Raw genomic sequence first — 19,515 nt, 5'->3', positions numbered from 1 at the left:
CGAAGTACTAGGTATAAGGAAAGTGAGGGATTAGATTGCCAGTTACGTTAAAAAATGATTACTTGACGGTTAAAATTAACCAAAAGGGTGCAGAAATTGTATCTGTTAAGGATCAAAAAGGAACTGAATACATTTGGGGTGCTAATAAAGAATACTGGAAGCGCCATGCACCAATATTGTTTCCAATTGTTGGGCGACTTCAAGATGATGATTACATTTATGATGGGAATAGTTATCATATGTATCAACATGGATTTGCTAGAGATAGTGAGTTTGAAATCGAATCTCATAATAAAACTGAGGTTAATTTCATGTTGCATTCCAATGCGGCAACTAGAAAAATTTATCCCTTTAACTTTAACTTATCCATTCATTATGAGTTAGATGAACATACAATTGCAGTTGAAATGGTGGTAGAAAATATTAATCCTGATCCAATGTACTTTTCATTGGGAGCCCATCCAGGATTTAACGTTCCACTCTTTCCTAAGCGCGAAACGTTTGATGATTATTCGGTTTCAGTGGCTCCTAAACATGATTACAAAATCGTAAGAATTGATCAAAATGGATACAGTAACATCAAACATCCCGTTGAAAAGACTTTAGATAATCCACTTCAATTAAAACGAGATTTGTTTAAACATGATGCCAAAGTACTAGATGTTTCCGATAATGAACAAACAACCGTTATGCTTCAATCTGATGTCACAGATCATGGGGTGGCTCTTACTGCTTACGATTGCAAATACATTGGCATTTGGTCAACTTATCCTAAAGAAGCCCCATTCGTATGTTTAGAACCATGGTGGGGAATTGCTGATGAAGAAGAAAGTACCGGATTTTTAAAGGACAAAGCTGATATTAGTAAACTTGATCCTGATGAAAGTTTAAATGCTAATTTTGATATTACCTTCTTCTAATCAAAAGAAAAAATAAGGGACGCTCAGAGAGTGTCCCTTATTTATGCTGTTGTTTAGGATGAATTGTTTTTTTGATGTACTTCAGATACCAATAGTAAAGTCCAAAGGGTACCAGATTTTCGTTTCCATGAATAATTTTAATAATATTATTACGATGTCGATAGAAGGTGAAGATGGTCAGACAGATTGCTAAAATCGTAAGGGCGGGATCGTGCTCGAAAAACGATGCAATTACGATAATAGTAAATCCAAGCATACTAGCAAGGCTTACCATACTAGTAACAAAGATACAAGTAACCCAGGTACCTGCTGCAATACAGAAAAACACGAAATTATACGCCCATAACATTCCAGCACTGGTAGCAACTGCTTTTCCACCACGAAAATGATCAAAGATAGAGTAAGTATGACCTAAAATTGCTGCTAGGCCGAAAATTAATGGATACCAAGAATGGATGCCAAATTGCATTGGCAGCCATGTAGCAATGGCACCTTTAGCAATGTCTAGAACCATCACGATTGTTCCAGCAAACCATCCTAGTACTCGATAAGTGTTAGTGGCTCCAATGTTTTTGGAGCCATGTCGTCTAATATCGATATGAAAAAATATTTTACCGATCCAAATTCCGTTTGGAATTGAGCCGAGTAAGTAGGCCAAGATCAGGAGAATAATAAATTTAACCATATCTTCCTCCATATTTATTAATATATGCTCACAAAGTTTTATTTTAGCATTAAAAAGATCATTTTAAAATTTAGTTTGAAAGATTGTGGTGGACTTTGAAACGTCTTTCCAATCAAGTTTAAATAGGTTATTATTAAAAACGATGATTAAAAGAAGGAGTCTTTCCTAATGACACAGGCAAAAAAACAAGAATATGATGCCTCTTCAATTCAAGTCTTACATGGTTTAGAAGCAGTTAGAAAACGACCTGGTATGTACATAGGTTCGACTGACTCGAAAGGACTACACCATTTAGTATACGAAATCGTAGATAATGCAGTTGATGAAGCACTCGCTGGATATGGTGATGAAATTAACGTCACCATTCATGAAGATGATAGCATTACCGTTGTTGACCACGGACGTGGAATGCCAACGGGAATGCATTCTTCTGGGAAACCAACTCCAGAAGTAATTTTAACGGTTCTTCATGCTGGTGGAAAGTTTGGACAAGGAGGATACAAGACCTCTGGTGGTCTTCATGGGGTTGGTTCAAGTGTTGTTAATGCACTTTCAACTCATTTAACCGTTCAAATTGTGCGTAATGGTCAGCTTTATCAGGAAGATTTTGCTGATGGTGGGAAACCAGTTGGAACCTTAAAAAAACTTGGTAAAACAAGTAAACACACCGGAACGACTGTCACATTTAAACCTGATCCAGACATTTTCACTACTACAACTTACAATTACGACATTTTGGCAGAACAGCTTCGTGAGTCTGCCTTTTTGCTGAAGGGCGTTAAAATTACTCTCAAAGATGAACGACCAGGAAAAATTCGCGAAGATGAATTTCAATTTAAAGATGGAATCAAAGAGTTTGTTGATTATTTAAACGAGGGTAAGAGCACTCTTGGAAAAGTTATGTATTTTGATGGTAAAAAAGACGGCATTGAAGTTGAAGTAGCTGCTCAATACAACGATGGTTACACTGAAAATATGCTTTCATTTGTTAATAACGTTCGCACAAAAGACGGTGGGAGTCATGAAGCTGGCTTTAGAAGTGCTTGGACCAAGTCCTTTAATGAATATGCAAGAAAAGTGGGCTTATTAAAAGATAAAGATAAAAATCTCGAAGGTAATGATGTTCGAGAAGGTTTAACTGCGATAGTAGCACTAAAAGTTCCAGAAGAATTACTTCAATTTGAGGGACAAACCAAGGAAAAATTGGGAACACCAGTAGCTCGATCTGTCGTAGATAACGTGGTTTCTGAACAGTTATTGTATTATTTAATGGAAAATAGTGATTTTGCTAACACATTAATTAAGAAAGCTACCAATGCTCGAACTGCACGTGAAGCTGCTAAAAAAGCACGAGAAGAAAGTCGCCATGGTAAAAAAAGAAAGAAAAGAGAACGTTTACTTTCTGGAAAGTTAACCCCAGCTCAATCTAAGGATACAAGTGAAAACGAACTATTTTTGGTTGAGGGTGACTCCGCCGGTGGATCAGCTAAACAAGGCCGAGACCGTAAGCATCAAGCCATCCTACCATTGCGAGGAAAAGTTTTAAACACAGAACGTGCTAAGCTTCCTGATATTATGAAAAATGAAGAGATTAGTACGATCATCTACACGGTTGGCGCTGGTGTAGGAGTGGACTTTAAGATTGACGAATCCAATTATGACAAGATTATTATCATGACTGATGCTGATGATGACGGTGCTCATATCCAAATCTTGCTACTAACTTTTTTTTATAAGTACATGCGTCCTATGATTGAAGCTGGCAAAGTATACATTGCCTTACCACCACTTTATAAATTGCAACATGGAAAAGGCAAAAGAGCGAAAGTAGAATATGCTTGGACTAACGAAGAGCGAGATCAAGATATTAAAGATTTCAGATCGGGCTATTCGTTACAACGTTTTAAGGGTCTTGGTGAAATGAATGCGGACCAGTTATGGGAAACAACAATGGACCCTGCCAAACGAACCCTGATTAGAGTAAGAATTGATGATGCGGCTGATGCAGAACGACAGGTTTCTACTCTAATGGGTAACAAGGTTGAACCACGTCGAAAATGGATTGAAAGCAATGTCCAATTTAACCTTGAAGAAGACGGAAGTATTTTGGATAATACGGAAAAAAATTAGTTTGGAGGTGATGAAATGGCACATAGATCAAAAATTAAAGATTTAACTCTTTCAGAAGTTATGGACGAACGATTTAGCCGTTATTCCAAATCAATTATTCAAGAACGAGCTTTACCAGATGTTCGCGACGGATTAAAACCCGTGCAAAGAAGAATTTTGTACGCTATGAATAAAGATGGGAATACTTCATCTAAAGGTTTCAGAAAAGCAGCAAAATCAGTGGGTAACGTAATGGGTAATTTTCATCCCCATGGTGATAGTTCAATTTATGAAGCTATGGTTCGAATGAGTCAGGATTGGAAATTAAGGGAACCATTAATTGAAATGCACGGAAATAATGGTTCTATGGATGGAGATCCACCTGCAGCAATGCGTTATACTGAGGCACGTCTAAGTAAGATTTCAGATGAAATGCTTCGTGATATCGATAAAGATACCGTTGATTGGATTCTAAATTTTGATGATACAGAATATGAGCCTGTTGTACTTCCATCACGATTTCCCAATTTATTGGTAAATGGGGCAACTGGGATTTCTGCTGGATATGCGACCGAAATTCCACCACACAATCTTGGTGAAGTGATTGATGCATTAATCTACTTGCAAAAACATCCCGATGCCACTTTAAAAAACTTGATGAAGTATGTAAAAGGCCCTGATTTTCCAACTGGTGGAATTATTCAGGGATTAGATGGAATTAAACAAGCTTACGAAACCGGTAAAGGACGTATCATGATTCGGTCCAAAACCTCGATTGAATCATTGCGTGGAAATAAGCAAATGATTAAAGTAACTGAAATCCCTTATGAAGTAAATAAAGCTCAATTAGTTAAACAAATTGATGAAGTCCGAATTAACAAAAAAGTAGATGGAATTGCTGAAGTACGTGATGAGTCTGATCGTGAGGGATTGACCATTGCAATTGAATTAAAACGAGACGTAGATAGTACTAGTGTTTTAAATTATTTATTTAAAAATACTGACCTTCAAGTTTCATACAATTTTAATGTAGTTGCTATTAGCAATATGGCTCCTAAACGCCTTTCTCTAAAAGAAATTCTGGTTGCATATTTGGACTATCAACGTGATGTAATTGCCAAACGGACTAAATTTAACCTAGATAAAGCCAATGCTAGACAACATATTGTTTTGGGTTTAATTAAGGCATTATCAATTCTTGATCAAGTCATCAAGACCATTCGTGCCAGTAACGACAAGAAGAATGCACGTGACAATTTAGTTGCTGAATATGATTTTTCCGAGAAACAAGCAGACGCAATTGTAGCTTTACAACTTTATCGTTTAACTAATACTGATGTGACCGAATTAAAGAAGGAAAATGCAGATTTAGCGGCTAAAATTGCCGAATATGAAGCAGTTTTAGCTAATCCTGATGAGTTGGATTCTGTTCTTAGAAAGGAATTACGTGATATTGCAAGGTGTTATCGTAATAAGCGCCGGACTAAGATCGAGGATAAGATTCAAAATTTGGAAGTCAGTGAAGAAGTGACTCTTCCAGATGAAAACGTGATGGTACTAGTCAGTAACGATGGGTATCTGAAACGAAGTAGTCTTCGCTCGTTTAACGCGTCTGAGATCACCGATAACGGCTTAAAAGAGGATGACCATGCCGTTTACCTAAATGAATTAAACACGCGTGATTCGCTGTTTATGTTCACTGATAAGGGGAACATGATTTATCGTCGAGTTTATGAGGTTGAAGATACTAAGTGGAAAGATACTGGAGAGCATATTTCCAGAATGAATGGCCTAGATTCAAATGAGAAAATTATTGATGTTTATGCATTCCCCGATCTAAAACAAGATGGAGAATTCGTCATTACTACCAGTGGAGGTCACATTAAGCGAACTGAGTTTAGTAAATTACTTCCTAGTAGGACTTACAAAAGTCGAGCCGCGGTCTATGAAAAATTAAAGGGTCCTTTGTCAAGAGTAGTAGACGTTTCATATAATCGAACTGAAGACCCTGGAAGTGTTCTACTAATGACGGAAATGGGATTAGCACTTAGATATGATTTGCAAGAAGTTTCTCTAAGTGGACCACGAACCACTGGAGTTAAAGCTATCAGTCTTGATGATGACGACCACGTGATTAATATGCAGTTTGTAGATGACAATTCTGAGATAGCACTTATCTTTCAAAATGGTAATTTTAAAAAGATGAAAGTGTCTGATATTCCAGTAACGAGCAGGGCTCGTAAGGGAATTAAAGTCCTTAAAGAATTTAAGACCAAAAGTAATCTATTAGCCGATTTTATTAAGATTGAATCTAATGATGAAACTCTCAAAGTTTATACTGATCATATGACTTCACATGATGTAATCCTCGGTGATCACGGAATTTCTGGTCGTTTATCTAATGGTTCACCCGTGATGGATACTAAGATGATTGGAACACCAATTATGATTACTCATGATGCTTTGAAACAGTCTCAAATTGATAGTTTACTATAGTAAATATAGTAATTCCGTGATAATATACACAATATAATAATAAATGTTAGTGCGAGGTATTAATTTTGAGAGAATCTAAAAGAGAATCATTATTTTCATCAAAAGCTTTAGTATATTTCTTACAATTATCCGAATCGCTAAATTATACAAAAGCTGCTGGTGTTTTAGGAATTACGCAGCCGGCACTATCTCAACAAATTAAAAAATTGGAAAATAAACTACATGCCAATCTATTTTATTCAGTTGGAAAACAAATTCACTTAACAGATGCTGGATACACTTTGAAAAATGCTACTGAAGAAGTTTATGGAATTCTGGACAACGCTACTGATGAAATTGAATCTTATTCAAGCTCCATTCGGGGAACCATTAAAGTTGGAATTCTTTCAGCAATTGAAGATGAAATCTTTGAAAATTTTGCTTTATATTTCTATGAAAAGAATCCAGACTTAAGAATTGAAATGTATATGTTAACCCAGCAAACATTGATTTCTGACCTTGAAAGTGGAAAAATTGATTTAGCAATTATGTATTTACCAAACGAAAAATTACATAATTGGAAGGGTATGGCAATTAAGCCGATTCTTCACGATACCCTGTGTTATGTTCACCATGATAAGAGTAAGGTAGGTAGCAAAATCAATCTTAAAAAGGTTGAGGGACCAATGGTTGGGTACCCTAATGGATACTATTTTAATCAGTTTTTAAAGAATATTTATAGTGCTAAACGTTATGAAATGCCTAAGATGGTAGCTTGTTTTACGAGGCCAGTGCAAATTATGGAATTCGCATTATCATCTGGATTAAACACTATTTTGCCAAAAACGTTTATGATGACCCGGGATCGAAGTAAGATGGCTGAAAAAATACTTACTATACTGAAATCATTCCTGACTTTTCCCTTCAGGCCGTCGCTGTTTATCGTGATACTAAAGATGGTATCCCACGGTTGAATAAATTATTTGACGAATTTAATGGCTTTATTGGGGAATATGCTCAGGCTAAAGATGTATACTTAAATAGTATTAATATTGAAGTTAGAGATCGTCAGAGACTCTTGGAAATATGGAAAAAGAGGAGAGAGAATCATGAGTAAAGAATTAGTTTTTGGACACAAAGTGCCCGATACAGATGCAATTGTTGCTGCAATGGCACTTGCATACTTAAAGAAGCAGGACGGTTATGACGTTGAAGCAGTTGCTTTAGGTGAACCCAATGCTGAAACTAAGTATGTTTTAGACTATTTTGATACTAAGGCACCACGAGTAATTAGCAGAGCCAAACCTGAAGTTGATAAGGTCATGTTAGTTGATCACAATGAACCACAACAAAGTGTCAGTGACATTGATCAATTGACCGTTACCGACGTCGTTGATCACCATCGAATTAATGGTTTTAATACGGCGGCTCCTTTATACTACCGAGCTGCTCCTTATGGTTGTTGTAGCACGATTTTAACTCAAATGTTTTCTGAAGAAGGAATTAAGATTCCTAAGAAGTTGGCTGGCTTAATGTTATCCGCCATTATTTCTGATACTTTGCTATTAAAATCTCCAACTACCACTGATTTTGATCGTGATGCTCTGAAAGCTTTGGCTGATATTGCTGGAATCGATGACTATGAAGATTACGGTGTCAAAATGCTTAAAGCTGGTACAGATGTTGATTCAAAGACCGACCAACAATTAATTGACGGTGATGCTAAGTCATTTACTATGGGTGGTAAGAGCGTTCGAATTGATCAAATTAATGTGGTTGATTTAGATGACATTACTAAACGAGCTGATGATGTTAAGAAAGCCATGGAAGCTGAAGCTAAAGATAAAGGATACGATTTATTCTTAGTCTTAGTAACTAATATCTTAGACAGTAATTCGGAATTAATTGTTGTTGGTGAACCAAAGAGTGTTGTTGAAAAGGCATTTGATAATAAATTTAATGCTGATGACATCATGAATCTACCTGGAGTAGTTTCACGTAAGAAACAAGTGGTTCCACCATTAACTGATGCATTAGAAAAATAATAATTATAAAACCCCGCGTAGTTAACGCGGGGTTTTTAGTTAAAAACAAATTGTTTGCTATTTAATTGGATAAGATATAAGTTATATATAAACGTAAATAGGGGGTTTATATTATGGCTGAAAACAACAAAGAAGATTTAAAGAATCGTTTAACACCTGAACAATATAACGTGACACAAAATGCAGGAACTGAACCTGCTTTTACAGGAAAATACGATGATTTCTACAAGAAGGGAATCTACGTTGATGTTGTGAATGGTAAACCATTATTTAGTTCAGCTGATAAGTATGATGCTGGATGTGGTTGGCCATCATTTACTAAACCAATTAATGAAGATGAGCTAAAGAGTGATACCGATACTTCATTCGGTATGATCAGACAAGAAGTTCGTGGTTCAGATTCTAAGTCCCATTTAGGTCATGTTTTTCCAGATGGTCCTCAGGATAAAGGTGGATTAAGATACTGCATTAATTCTGCTGCCTTGAAATTCATCCCTTATAATAAGATGGATGAAGAGGGTTATGGTAAGTACAAAAAGTTTGTTGAATAATACAAATAACCAAATTAGAGGTGTTTATTAATGAGTGATAAAGAAGAAACTGCAATTTTTGCTGGTGGATGTTTCTGGTGTATGGTTCAACCATTTGATCAGATGCCCGGAATTATTTCCGTTGTATCAGGATATACCGGAGGTCATGTACCTAATCCAACCTACGAACAAGTTGCTTCTGGCACAACTGGCCACACTGAAGCAGTTAAAATTACATTTGATCCAAGTATTATTTCATATAAGAAACTAGTTGAAATTTACTGGCATCAAACCGATCCAACCGATGCAATGGGACAATTTCAAGATCGTGGTGATTCTTATCGTCCAGTTATCTATGTAAATAGTCCTGAGCAACGTAAGATTGCTGAAGAATCAAAGAAAGAATTAGAAAATAGCGGAGAATTTGATGAACCAATCGTTACCAAGATTGAAGATGCACAGCCATTTTATCCGGCTGAGGATTATCATCAAGATTTCTATAAGAAGAATCCACTTCGTTATGCAATTGAAGAAAGTGGTGGACGGAAAAAGTTCATTAATGATCATTGGAAAAAGTAAACAAATAAAAAGAATGTCAATGTTGGCATTCTTTTTTAATGTAGTGGTTAACATATTGTATAATTAAGTAGTATGAGATTGGCTATATAAAACAGTTAATCCTTTACTAATACTGAATTTAACTTAGGAGGTATTTATAATGGCTGAGAAAAAAACAAGTCCAGACAAATCACAAGATGTTTGGAAAGATACGGGTGAAAACGTTGAGTTTGCAACGCTAGAATTAACTCGTAAGGATCAAAAAGCAACTCAAGAGGGAATTCAAGATTTTGCTGATCGTTCCCAATCAATTATTCGATCAATGCGAATTAGAGAACCTGAAGCTAATTTAAGGGTTGCAATTGGATTTAGTAGCAAGGCCTGGGATTACTTATTTCCCAAGGCTGATAAGCCCAAGGAACTTATTGATTTTGAGGGAGTTAAGGGTCCAAAGTATTCGATGCCATCTTCTGAGGGAGATATTTTTCTTCATATTCGTGCTAATACTGAAGCAGTTGTATATGAAGTGACGACTCAGTTCATGCTTTTTCTAAGAGACTTTACGAAGGTAGTTAATGAGACGCATGGATTCCGATACCTTGAAGGTCGTGCTATCATTGGATTTATTGATGGAACCGAAGTACCACAAGTTGAAGACATTGCTCCATATGCATTGATTGGTGATGAAGATCCCGAGTTTATCAATGGATCATACGCGTTTGCTCAAAAATGGCACCATGACATGGATTACTGGAATAAATTAAATACCACTACGCAAGATAAAGCAATTGGGAGAGAGAAGTTTTCTGATCTTGAATTACCCGATGAAGAAAAGTTTAAAAATGCGCACAACGTAACTTCCAATACATCGGTTAACGGGGTCGAACAAAAAATTGTTAGAATGAATGTTCCGTATTCTGATCCAGCTAATAATGATACAGGAACTTATTTCATTGCATATTCGCGCTATTGGCATGTTATTCAGGGCATGTTGCAGCAAATGGTTGATCAAAATGATTTTCTATTAACTTTTTCAACTCTTTTAACTGGTCAAACTTTCTTTATTCCATCTAGACCATTGCTTGGGAAGATTGCTGATGGTGATTTGAACTAATAATTAAGTTTTAAGAGATTTACAAAAAACTTTCGATCATTTCGAAAGTTTTTTTATTTTAATTTTATGAATTACCATTTTTAGCGTAATATTTAAATAGGTAATATTAAGAAATCAAGAGGTAATTATAAACATGCTATATGTATTTGATGTTGACGGAACGCTGAGCTTTAATGGTGTTGAAATAGATTCAGAAATTGTAAATGCAATTAAGCAACTAGCAAGACATAATGAAATTATCTTTGCTTCAGCCAGGCCAATCAGAGATCTAATTCCAATCGTACCAACGTTTAAAGATAAGACATTAATAGGTGCAAATGGTGCACTTGTATCAAGAAATGGTCATACTTATTCAATAAAACCCATTAGTAATTGTGATATACAATTGACTAAAAATATCATTAAAAAATACGATTTAAATTACATAATTGATAGCAATTGGGATTATAGTGCCAAAGTAAGCGCTTTAAATCCAATATTTAAGCAATTGGATCCAGATCAATTAGCTGAAAATGTAGCTATCTCATCAATCAAAAAAGCCGTTAAAATCATCTTATTAGACATAAATAACAATTTAATTGATAAAATATCAGCATTTATTAAACAAAATACGTCATTATCAGTTATCAAACATACTGACGAAAATAATATTGATCTGACAGCACAAAATATCAATAAATTCAGCACATTAAGAACTATAACTGATAGCAACTATATTGTGTTTGGAAACGATAGTAACGATCAAGAATTACTCGTGAATGCTTTTAAAAGTAATTGGGTTGACGATGGTAGCAATAAACTTAATCGGATGAATCTACAGCCAGATCAAATTGTTTTGAATTCAAATGATGAAGTTGCAAAACTAATTCAAAGTTATACAAATGTTGATAATCTAAAATAAGTATAAATTGGTCTTTTTTCAATATTAAGTCTACTTCGTATAATATATATTATGTAAAGTAGACAAATAAAATATTAATATTGTCCTTCCCTCATATATATGTATTAAAAAACACCATTTCTGGTGTTTTCAATCGTTTATTTAAAAACGTTGGGTTTAAAATGCTGGATGGTCTTATTATTCATTAATATATAAAGAATAATAATTTGAATCGGAATCATAATTATATTTTTTACCAATCTAAGTGGTAAATAATAGAAAAATGACGTATGAGCCATCACAGAAATCCACAACGTATTTAGTCCTATGTTTACTATTAAAGTAATTAATACGACTGCAACAATCACTCTTAGCCAACTAACTTTTTCTTGATTATAGAAAGCAAAACTAAAAATTAATGCTGCAATGATTCCAGAAAATGTAAATCCAATGAAGAACCCATATCCATTAATAATGGATGTTAGTACATCAACTAGAATAGCTACGATTGTCGACCAGAACGGTCCAAACCACCATGCAATGAATGCAACTGCAATAAAACCAAATCCAATTTCCAGATAACTCGTCTGGAACTGGAATTTATTCAGGACAATCTCAATTGCCATTAAAATGGCAATATAAGTTAATCCCTTGATACTAAGAGGACGTAATCCCCAATGTTCTAATTCCTTCATAATTGACATCTCCTAAGTGGAGCTGCCACCAAAAATGGCAATATAGTGGCGAATGCGGATCTAGCACCGCAAACGATTAGTTTTTCGTTCAGCGTTCACATTCCGTTCCGCCGACACTTAACGCGCTAGATCCTACTCCTAAATTTTTAGAACATTATTAATTATACACCTTTTATTTTTATTTGCTCATGTCTCTAATCCAACCCAAAGCAAGTGCCCCACTACCAAGATGTGTTCCAATCGCTGGGCCAAAGTATCCGCGACTCACTTTCATGTTCGGATATTTATCTTGGATAGTTTTTTGCCAAATATCTGCTTCTTTTGGATTATTAGCATCAATCACTGCTACTTCAATTGGATAATCCGCCTTTTCAACTGCTTGCGAAAATAAATCTTCCACTCTTTTAAGTGCTTTTTTCTTTGATCGTACTTTATCAAATGCTACAATTTCATCCGTTTGATTATCAAAAGTTAAAATCGGTTTAATGTTTAATAACCCACCAACAAAAGCACTAGCATTCGATAAGCGTCCGCCTTTTACTAAATTATCTAAATCGTCTACCACAATGAGTTCGTCGATTGTAGAACGTAATCCCTTTAATTTATCGATAATTTCGCTCGGATTAACGCCTTCTTGAGCCAATTTAGCAGCGTACTTAACTAAAGCAGCCATTGGATCAACGGTAATTCCTGAATTAAATGGATAAATTTGAATGTTATCCATCATTTTTGACACATTGCAAACCGCCTGATACATTCCCGATATGGTTGATGCAAGATGAATACTAATAACTGCATCATAACCTTCGTCAGCTAGTTTATTATATTCCTCCACTAAAGCACCAATTGGTGGCTGTGAAGTTGTTGGCAACTTGGTCGATTCTTGAAGCTTTTTATAAAACTCATCATTTGTAATATCGATTCCCTCACGGTAGTCCTTACCGTCGAAGATTACGGAGATTGGAATAATATGAACATTATATTTTTTGAGATCTTCTTTAGATAAATATGATGTACTATCAGCGACAATCGCTGTCTTCATTTTTTTCACCTATCTTATTTACGGATTTTTTTCATACTTGTTTCTAATCGGTTGAGCAAAATTTTTAAAAGATTCTTTTCTTCGTCTGTCCACTGATTAAAAATTCGTGTGGAAAGATCTGCATAATCAGAGTTAATCTGATTGCAGGCATTTTTACCCTTATCAGTAATACTGTAGATCAACTGACGCTTGTCCTGCCCGACAGCCTTTTTACGGATCATTTCTTTTTCAACGAGTCGTTTTAATTGTCGCGATAAAGTTGATGTATCCAATTCCATTGACTGTGAAAGGGATTCTTGCGTAGTGTAACCGTCAGTAATAGCGATCAATAATTGCCACTCTGAAATAGTAAGATTTGATTTTTTAGTAAGTGCTTGAAGCTGTTGTTGATGGATTTTTCCTACAACTCTAAGAGCAGTTAAACTATTTTTCATTGATATTCCTCCATAAAATATTATACCATTAATTGCCTAATACAAGATTAGCGATTTAATATTCGTGTGATGTACGAGAAGATATAAGTTATACTGGACAATGAAGTAAAAAGGAGTGTTATATATGTCATTTGACGGATCATTTACACATGCAATGAATCAAGAGTTAAAAAACGACTTGTTAAATGGACGAGTTTCTAAAATAAATGAACCCTATCCCAACGAAATCATACTAACCATTCGTTCTAACCATAATAATTATCAATTATTACTCTCAGCAAACCCGTCTTACGCACGGGCTCAAATTACAAACGTCCCCTTTACTAATCCCAAAGTTCCAACTAATTTTGCAATGACGTTAAGGAAACATCTTAGTGGGAGCTTTATTAGTAAAGTTCATCAGGTTAATAATGATCGAATTATTCATCTTCATTTCAATACCAGAAATGAACTTGGAGATATAGAAGAACTAGTGCTAGTAATTGAAATTATGGCTCGTCATAGTAACATTATTTTAGTCCAGGCTAAGGATTCAACTATCATTGACTCGGTGAAAAGAATTTCTTCTTCTCAGAATCGCTATCGTACCATTCTGCCAGGTTCCAAGTATATCCAACCCCCCAAGCAAAATTTGGTGGATCCCTTTCAAGTCCAAGATAATGAAATAACTCGAATCGAACGAATCAACCGTGAATTTCCAAACGTTGACGTGTTTGCTAGTAAACTTCGCAAGTATCTTCAAGGACTTGGAACTGATACTGCTTATGCACTTGCTAGTGCACTTCATGTCTCAGGATCATCCATCAAGCAAAAATACTGGGAATTCTTTAATCATTTTGATAGTCCTAAACCAGTGATTGGTGATGATTCTAAGGGGAAATTACAGTTTTCCGCTTTCCCTTACATTGGGATCGAGCCACAGCAAGGATTCGATAATTTGAGTTCAATGCTTGATGAATATTATCAAACAAAAGTTCAACGCGAACGTGTTCGAGAGCAAGGGTCCCAACTAATCCGAATTACGAAAAATGAATTAAAAAAGAACCACAAAAAGCTCAAAAAACTACAAAAAACTTTAGAAGAGTCAGAACATGCTGACGATCTCCGTATCAAAGGTGAAATTTTAATGACCTATTTGAATCAAGTCAAAGTTGGTTCTAAGAGTATCAAATTACCCAATTTTTATGACGATAATAAAGATATTGTAGTATCCCTTAATCCTGCTCTTTCGCCCTCAGAGAATGCACAAAAATATTTTAAAAAATATGATAAAAAAAGAAATGCTAAGGATTACGTAATAAAACAGATTCAAGAGTGTCAATCAGAAATCGACTATTTTGATAATATTGAATCTCAGATTGAGATTGCCAATCCTCAAGATTTAAGTGATATCAAGACCGAATTAAAAGACGGCGGATACATTAAAAAAACAAAGAAAAATGCCGGAAAACGTCGTAAAGTTAGTAAACCCGAAAAGTTTATTTCTGATGATGGCGATGTAATCCTCGTTGGTAAGAATAACCTTCAAAATGATCAATTAACCTTAAAAACAGCTGACAAGCGTGATACCTGGCTTCATGTTCAAAACATTCATGGATCTCATGTTATCATTCGTTCTTTCGATCCTAGTGAGCAAACTGTTTTACAGGCTGCTGAACTTGCTGCCTACTTTTCTAAGGCAAGAGAATCAGCAAATGTGCCAGTTGATTACGTTAAGGTAAAGGCTGTCAAGAAACCTAATGGTGGTAAACCTGGATTTGTTACCTATCGTGGTCAGAGTACAATGTACGTAACTCCGAGTGATGAAATTGTAAAACATCTAAGAGAAAATAATAAAAAGCAAGATGCAAAATAGCATCTTGCTTTTCTACTTTAATAGTTTTTTGGTCGCTTCGTTAATAGTATATCCAATTGACAGTTTTGCTCCCGATTCAAGCGATCGGTCTTTCTTATAATCATAAACACCAAGTTGCTTGAATGGAAAAGAAGCTTGCATAACCGTAAAATGAGTCGATGAATCAATTTTAGGGACTTCTTTTTTAATCTTTTCAATATTTAGATGTCCAGTAGCCATTCTAACCAAAACACCAATCCAATTAATTCCTGTAGACATATTTAAAAGAACCGTCTCAGTAATTCGAAGTGGTCTTACTCCGGTAATCTTAATTTGGTCCTGATCCTTATAAAAAAGTACTTGAACTAGGCCGTGAATGTTTTGGTTTTTAACGGCTACTTTTGCTTTTTGCACTAAGCTATCAATGTTCAAGGCATCTTTTCCGTAAGGAACGTAGTAGTCAGTTTGTAGATTAATATCATCACTGCCGTCTTCTGATTTAAATCCAACTGTTGAAATTGGAATAATTTGATCATCAGTTACCAGAAGATCAAAGGCAAAATCAACGTGAGATCCATACCAGACTGCGTTTTTTTGATTTGGTGGTAAAATAACTAAATTAATTTCAGCATATTTACTAAGTTCACGAATCAAAAAATGGCGATTTCCAGGCAAAAAAACATACTTTGGTTTTTCGGTCTGGATCACATCTAAAATCTCACCTAGTTGAATGGGTTCAATATATTGTTTATCACTCATCATTGGAGCTAATGAAGCTGAATTAGGATTATTATTTAGGATTACAGTATTAAAACCAATTTTTTTTAGTTGGATCAATAACTCGCTCGTATAAAAGTCAGAAGCAACGTTTGGTCCAATCTTATTTCGACCTTTACCAATAACAAGAGCTGTCTTATTTCCAATTTGATTAGATTCGTTATCGATTTCATAACTGGCATAAAAGGAATTAATTTGTTCTGGGAATTCCCCTGCCGTTGGCTCAATCATTTTGTAAGTCTTGTAAGAATCTTTTCTTCGCAACTTATCAATGTTAATGTGCCAAATTGATGACAGCATACCATCACCAAATCCCATTTCATGTGCAAGGCGAAATGCTTTTGGATCATTTTGATGTTGAAGAATATAAGAGCGACTTTGATCAATGTTGGCCATCACAATGAAGAAAAATCGATCTATTTTAGTCAATTCATGTAAATCCTCTACCGTGTAATGTCGTGAAAGTGCTTCAAATAAAATGGGAAGCTGAATATCAGTGGGATGAATTAATTGGGAAATTAATTCATCTTCAGATAATTCAGAATAACTAGGTAGAACATCTTTTGGACTAGACTGCGAACTTCTAATTCCCTTTAATAACGCTGCCTCACAACTACGTCCTACCCCAATTACTGATCCAATTGATTTAGTTTTCGTCCCAAGTCGTGCATCTGCTTCAGGTAATTGTTCAAATGGCCAAATTGGGATTTTAACGGTAATATGATCACTTATTGGTTGTAAAATTGAAGTAAATTTGTGAAAACGTTCTGGTAACTTTACTTTCATAATTGGATAATTTAACAATAATTGTGACGTTACTAATGCCACTGGATACCCGGTTGACCTAGCTGCCAGTGTCGTACTCATGTTAAAGCTTGGATTTACTTTTAACACAAAACAATCATCGGTTTCAGCGTTAAGGGCAAATTGTACATGACAAACACCCTTAATACCCAACACATCCATGATTTCAAAAGAAATAGAACGGATCATTTGAATCTGTGTATCACTTAGAGTTTGTGATGGCGTAAAAACCACCGAATCATTTGAATTTACTCCAACCGGATTCATGTCTTCTAAGGATGAGATCATCATTTTAGTCCCCATCGTGTCACGTAAGGAGACTGTCCCAATTTCCTTGTAGCCCACAATTTCTCGTTCAATTAAGCATTTACCGGATTTAGATTCATCAAAAATATTATCTGCTTCATTTGTAACTTGCTCCATATTTTGAAAAATTGAACGTTGTTGTCGGGTTTTAGGATCAAGTGGTCGAACCGAAATTGGGAAAGAAATCTTATCAATTACATTTCTTAATTCATCAAAATTACTAACGATGTAATAGTCAGGTGTTGGGATACCGTATTCTTTTAATCGCTGATTTAACCGATTCTCATTATTAAAGAGATCAATATTATCTTTATTTAATCCGATAATATCAACATTGTTTTCTTCCAATATGCCATTTTTGTTTAGACGTTGGATGACTTTTAATGCATTGACCCCACCGAAAACTGATGTAATAGCATCAACGTGTTCCGATTCAATAACATGTTTAGCATTATCAGTGTTAACTGGCTTTATATAGACGTGATCAGCATTCATTTCCTGTAAAATGACGGAATACGGATTATTATCCAATAGGAAAGTTTCAATTCCAAGCCGTTTCCAAACGTGAAGAGCTTGAAAAGCTGCTGAATCTAATTCACATTCTTGACCGATCCCAGATGGGCCAGCTCCTACTATCAATATCTTTTTTAACTTGTTTTCCATCAAGCTATCTCCCGTGTGCTGTAATACTTTCTAGAAATTCATCAAACAGATCAATGCTATCAGTTGGACCGCTGGAACCGTCTGGCGAGAATTGAACAGAAAAAGTTGGATAATCACGATGTCTAATTCCTTGAACAGTTCCGTTTATCAAATCTATGTATGTCACAATTAGTTTTGAGGTATCAATAGAATCAGGATCAACCGCGTAATCTTGAGCTTGATTAGCATAGATAATTTGATTAGTGATAATTTTCTTAATGGGATGATTACTTCCATGATGACCTAACTTCATTCGATAAACACTAGCACCATTAGCCATGGCAAGTAACTCATGCCCTAATCCCATACCAAAAACAGGTAGCGCATGTTCCAGCTGATTAATGGTGGTTAGAACGCTATCATCAATTTCGTGAGGAGAACCAGGTCCTGTAGATAAAATAATCCCCTCTGGATCAAGATCGATGATTTCTTGGTAAGAAGTATCGAAGGGTAAAACAATCACATTACAATCTCTTTGAGCAAGTTGTCTAACAATGCCCTCTTTTAATCCAAAATCCAAGACGGCTACTGTTTTACCATTTCCTGGTACTAAGTATGGTTTAGGAGTGGCAACTTGTTGAATTTGTTGATTACTTAAAACTGCTGCATTCAATTGATCAAATGCATGCTCATCGTTGACATCAACCAAACTTGCCTTAGCAATATCATGCTTCATAATGTATTTTAATAAGTACCGGGTATCAATGTCAGTAATTCCAGGAATATTCCGCTGTGTTAAAAACGAATCTAAAGAAATCTTTTTTAGATAACTTGTTGAAATATCTTCACTATGATGAATTACGATTCCCTTTGCTGAAGTTAAAATAGATTCATAGTTCTTCCGATTAATTCCAATATTGCCTACTGAGGGTTGCGAAAAGGCTACTATTTGATTGTGATAAATCGGATCCGTAATTGATTCTTGATAACCATTTAGATTGGTATTCATCACGATTTCACCTGTGACGGTTGATTCCGCCCCAATTGATTTTCCTACAAATGAAGTTCCATCATTTAAGATTAAATATCTTTTAGTCATAATCAAACCTCTTCAGATCTGCTTTACTTATTAGAGACGATCTCAACTGAATCGCGATCATCAATCTCAGAAACCAAAACGTTGACTTTTTCGTCTTTTGAACTAGGAATATTCTTCCCCACAAAATCAGCACGAATCGGTAATTCCCGATGACCACGATCAACTAATACAGCGAGTCCAATTCGCTTTGGTCGCCCCATTTCATTGATTGCACCTAACGCTGCTCGCACCGTTCTGCCAGTATATAAAACGTCATCAACCAAAATGACGTTCTTATTGTTAACATCTACTTTACTATCATTAACCGGTTCTGAATTTGACTTTTTATTTTTTAAATCATCACGGTATTTAGTAACATCAAGTTCAACAACGGGAACTTCAGCATTTTCGAGTTTTTCAAGTCGCTTAGCAATTCTTTTTGCTAAATAAACGCCACGTGTCTTAATTCCAACAAGAACTAAATCATTAATTCCCTTGTTTTTCTCAATAATTTCGTAGGTAATTCGCGTTAAAGCACGCTGCATTGCCATACCGTCAACTACGACTTTTTCTTTTGCCATAATTTT

The 19,515-nt window shown here is 35.3% G+C and carries 17 protein-coding genes and 1 riboswitch; of the genes, 10 read left to right on the top strand and 7 right to left on the bottom strand.

What is annotated here, in order from left to right; genetic code table 11:
* Positions 1–35 precede the first annotated feature (35 nt).
* On the top strand, positions 36–920 hold the full coding sequence (locus FC73_RS01070) for an aldose 1-epimerase family protein (RefSeq protein ID WP_010021438.1): 885 nt from the start codon (positions 36–38) through the stop codon (positions 918–920).
* 37 nt (positions 921–957) lie between these two features.
* On the opposite strand, the gene plsY is transcribed toward FC73_RS01070, so the two are convergent.
* On the bottom strand, positions 958–1,605 hold the full coding sequence (plsY, locus tag FC73_RS01065) for a glycerol-3-phosphate 1-O-acyltransferase PlsY (protein WP_010021439.1): 648 nt from the start codon (positions 1,603–1,605) through the stop codon (positions 958–960).
* A 168-nt stretch (positions 1,606–1,773) separates the two neighbouring features.
* Here plsY and parE point away from each other — a divergent pair, with 168 nt between their 5' ends.
* From parE to FC73_RS01025, 8 genes are all read left to right on the top strand, one after another.
* Entirely contained in the window at positions 1,774–3,735 is a 1,962-nt protein-coding gene (parE, locus tag FC73_RS01060) for a DNA topoisomerase IV subunit B (RefSeq protein WP_010021440.1), read from the top strand.
* 15 nt (positions 3,736–3,750) lie between these two features.
* Entirely contained in the window at positions 3,751–6,210 is a 2,460-nt protein-coding gene (gene parC / locus FC73_RS01055; RefSeq protein ID WP_010021442.1) for a DNA topoisomerase IV subunit A, read from the top strand.
* A gap of 65 nt (positions 6,211–6,275) precedes the next feature.
* Entirely contained in the window at positions 6,276–7,163 is an 888-nt protein-coding gene (locus FC73_RS01050; protein ID WP_010021443.1) for a LysR family transcriptional regulator, read from the top strand.
* A 135-nt stretch (positions 7,164–7,298) separates the two neighbouring features.
* Positions 7,299–8,234, top strand: a complete 936-nt coding sequence (locus FC73_RS01045) for a manganese-dependent inorganic pyrophosphatase (RefSeq protein ID WP_010021445.1) — start codon at positions 7,299–7,301, stop codon at positions 8,232–8,234.
* A 113-nt stretch (positions 8,235–8,347) separates the two neighbouring features.
* Positions 8,348–8,785: a peptide-methionine (R)-S-oxide reductase MsrB gene (gene msrB / locus FC73_RS01040; RefSeq protein WP_010021447.1), complete on the top strand. Its 438-nt coding sequence runs from the start codon at positions 8,348–8,350 to the stop codon at positions 8,783–8,785.
* Between the two features lie 30 nt (positions 8,786–8,815).
* Complete coding sequence (msrA, locus tag FC73_RS01035) at positions 8,816–9,343, top strand: peptide-methionine (S)-S-oxide reductase MsrA (protein WP_010021449.1); 528 nt, start codon at positions 8,816–8,818, stop codon at positions 9,341–9,343.
* Positions 9,344–9,482: 139 nt separating this feature from the next.
* The gene (locus FC73_RS01030; RefSeq protein WP_010021450.1) at positions 9,483–10,436 is read left to right on the top strand and encodes a Dyp-type peroxidase; all 954 of its coding nucleotides are present in this window, start codon (positions 9,483–9,485) and stop codon (positions 10,434–10,436) included.
* Between the two features lie 133 nt (positions 10,437–10,569).
* A complete protein-coding gene (locus FC73_RS01025; protein ID WP_010021451.1) occupies positions 10,570–11,337 on the top strand; it encodes an HAD-IIB family hydrolase in 768 nt (255 codons plus the stop codon).
* 137 nt (positions 11,338–11,474) lie between these two features.
* Here FC73_RS01025 and FC73_RS01020 read toward each other — a convergent pair whose 3' ends face one another.
* The 3 genes from FC73_RS01020 to FC73_RS01010 all read right to left on the bottom strand — a co-directional run bounded on the left by FC73_RS01020 (position 11,475) and on the right by FC73_RS01010 (position 13,487).
* Positions 11,475–12,011 (bottom strand): folate family ECF transporter S component, encoded by a 537-nt coding sequence (locus FC73_RS01020; protein WP_010021452.1) that lies wholly within the window; start codon positions 12,009–12,011, stop codon positions 11,475–11,477.
* A gap of 44 nt (positions 12,012–12,055) precedes the next feature.
* Positions 12,056–12,153, bottom strand: a riboswitch (THF riboswitch).
* A 36-nt stretch (positions 12,154–12,189) separates the two neighbouring features.
* A complete protein-coding gene (locus FC73_RS01015; RefSeq protein WP_010021454.1) occupies positions 12,190–13,053 on the bottom strand; it encodes a DegV family protein in 864 nt (287 codons plus the stop codon).
* Between the two features lie 14 nt (positions 13,054–13,067).
* Positions 13,068–13,487, bottom strand: coding sequence for a MarR family winged helix-turn-helix transcriptional regulator (locus tag FC73_RS01010; RefSeq protein WP_010021456.1), 420 nt, complete (start codon positions 13,485–13,487; stop codon positions 13,068–13,070).
* A 124-nt stretch (positions 13,488–13,611) separates the two neighbouring features.
* On the opposite strand from FC73_RS01010, the gene FC73_RS01005 reads away from it, so the two are divergent.
* Positions 13,612–15,342 carry an Rqc2 family fibronectin-binding protein gene (locus FC73_RS01005; protein ID WP_010021457.1) on the top strand — a complete coding sequence of 577 codons (1,731 nt, stop codon included), beginning with the start codon at positions 13,612–13,614 and terminating at the stop codon, positions 15,340–15,342.
* Positions 15,343–15,354: 12 nt separating this feature from the next.
* Here the strand turns inward: FC73_RS01005 and FC73_RS01000 are convergent, their stop codons facing one another.
* From FC73_RS01000 to pyrR, 3 genes are read right to left on the bottom strand one after another with little or no spacing between them, the layout of a single operon-like run.
* Positions 15,355–17,871 carry a carbamoyl phosphate synthase preATP-grasp domain-containing protein gene (locus tag FC73_RS01000; RefSeq protein WP_056936277.1) on the bottom strand — a complete coding sequence of 839 codons (2,517 nt, stop codon included), beginning with the start codon at positions 17,869–17,871 and terminating at the stop codon, positions 15,355–15,357.
* A gap of 4 nt (positions 17,872–17,875) precedes the next feature.
* On the bottom strand, positions 17,876–18,949 hold the full coding sequence (locus FC73_RS00995; RefSeq protein ID WP_010021458.1) for a carbamoyl phosphate synthase small subunit: 1,074 nt from the start codon (positions 18,947–18,949) through the stop codon (positions 17,876–17,878).
* A 23-nt stretch (positions 18,950–18,972) separates the two neighbouring features.
* A complete protein-coding gene (gene pyrR, locus FC73_RS00990) occupies positions 18,973–19,509 on the bottom strand; it encodes a bifunctional pyr operon transcriptional regulator/uracil phosphoribosyltransferase PyrR (protein ID WP_010021460.1) in 537 nt (178 codons plus the stop codon).
* Between the last annotated feature and the right edge of the window lie 6 nt (positions 19,510–19,515).

Source organism: Fructilactobacillus fructivorans (genome assembly GCF_001434095.1).
In the GTDB taxonomy this organism is placed as follows: domain Bacteria; phylum Bacillota; class Bacilli; order Lactobacillales; family Lactobacillaceae; genus Fructilactobacillus; species Fructilactobacillus fructivorans.
This window is presented reverse-complemented; position numbering and strand designations above follow the sequence as displayed.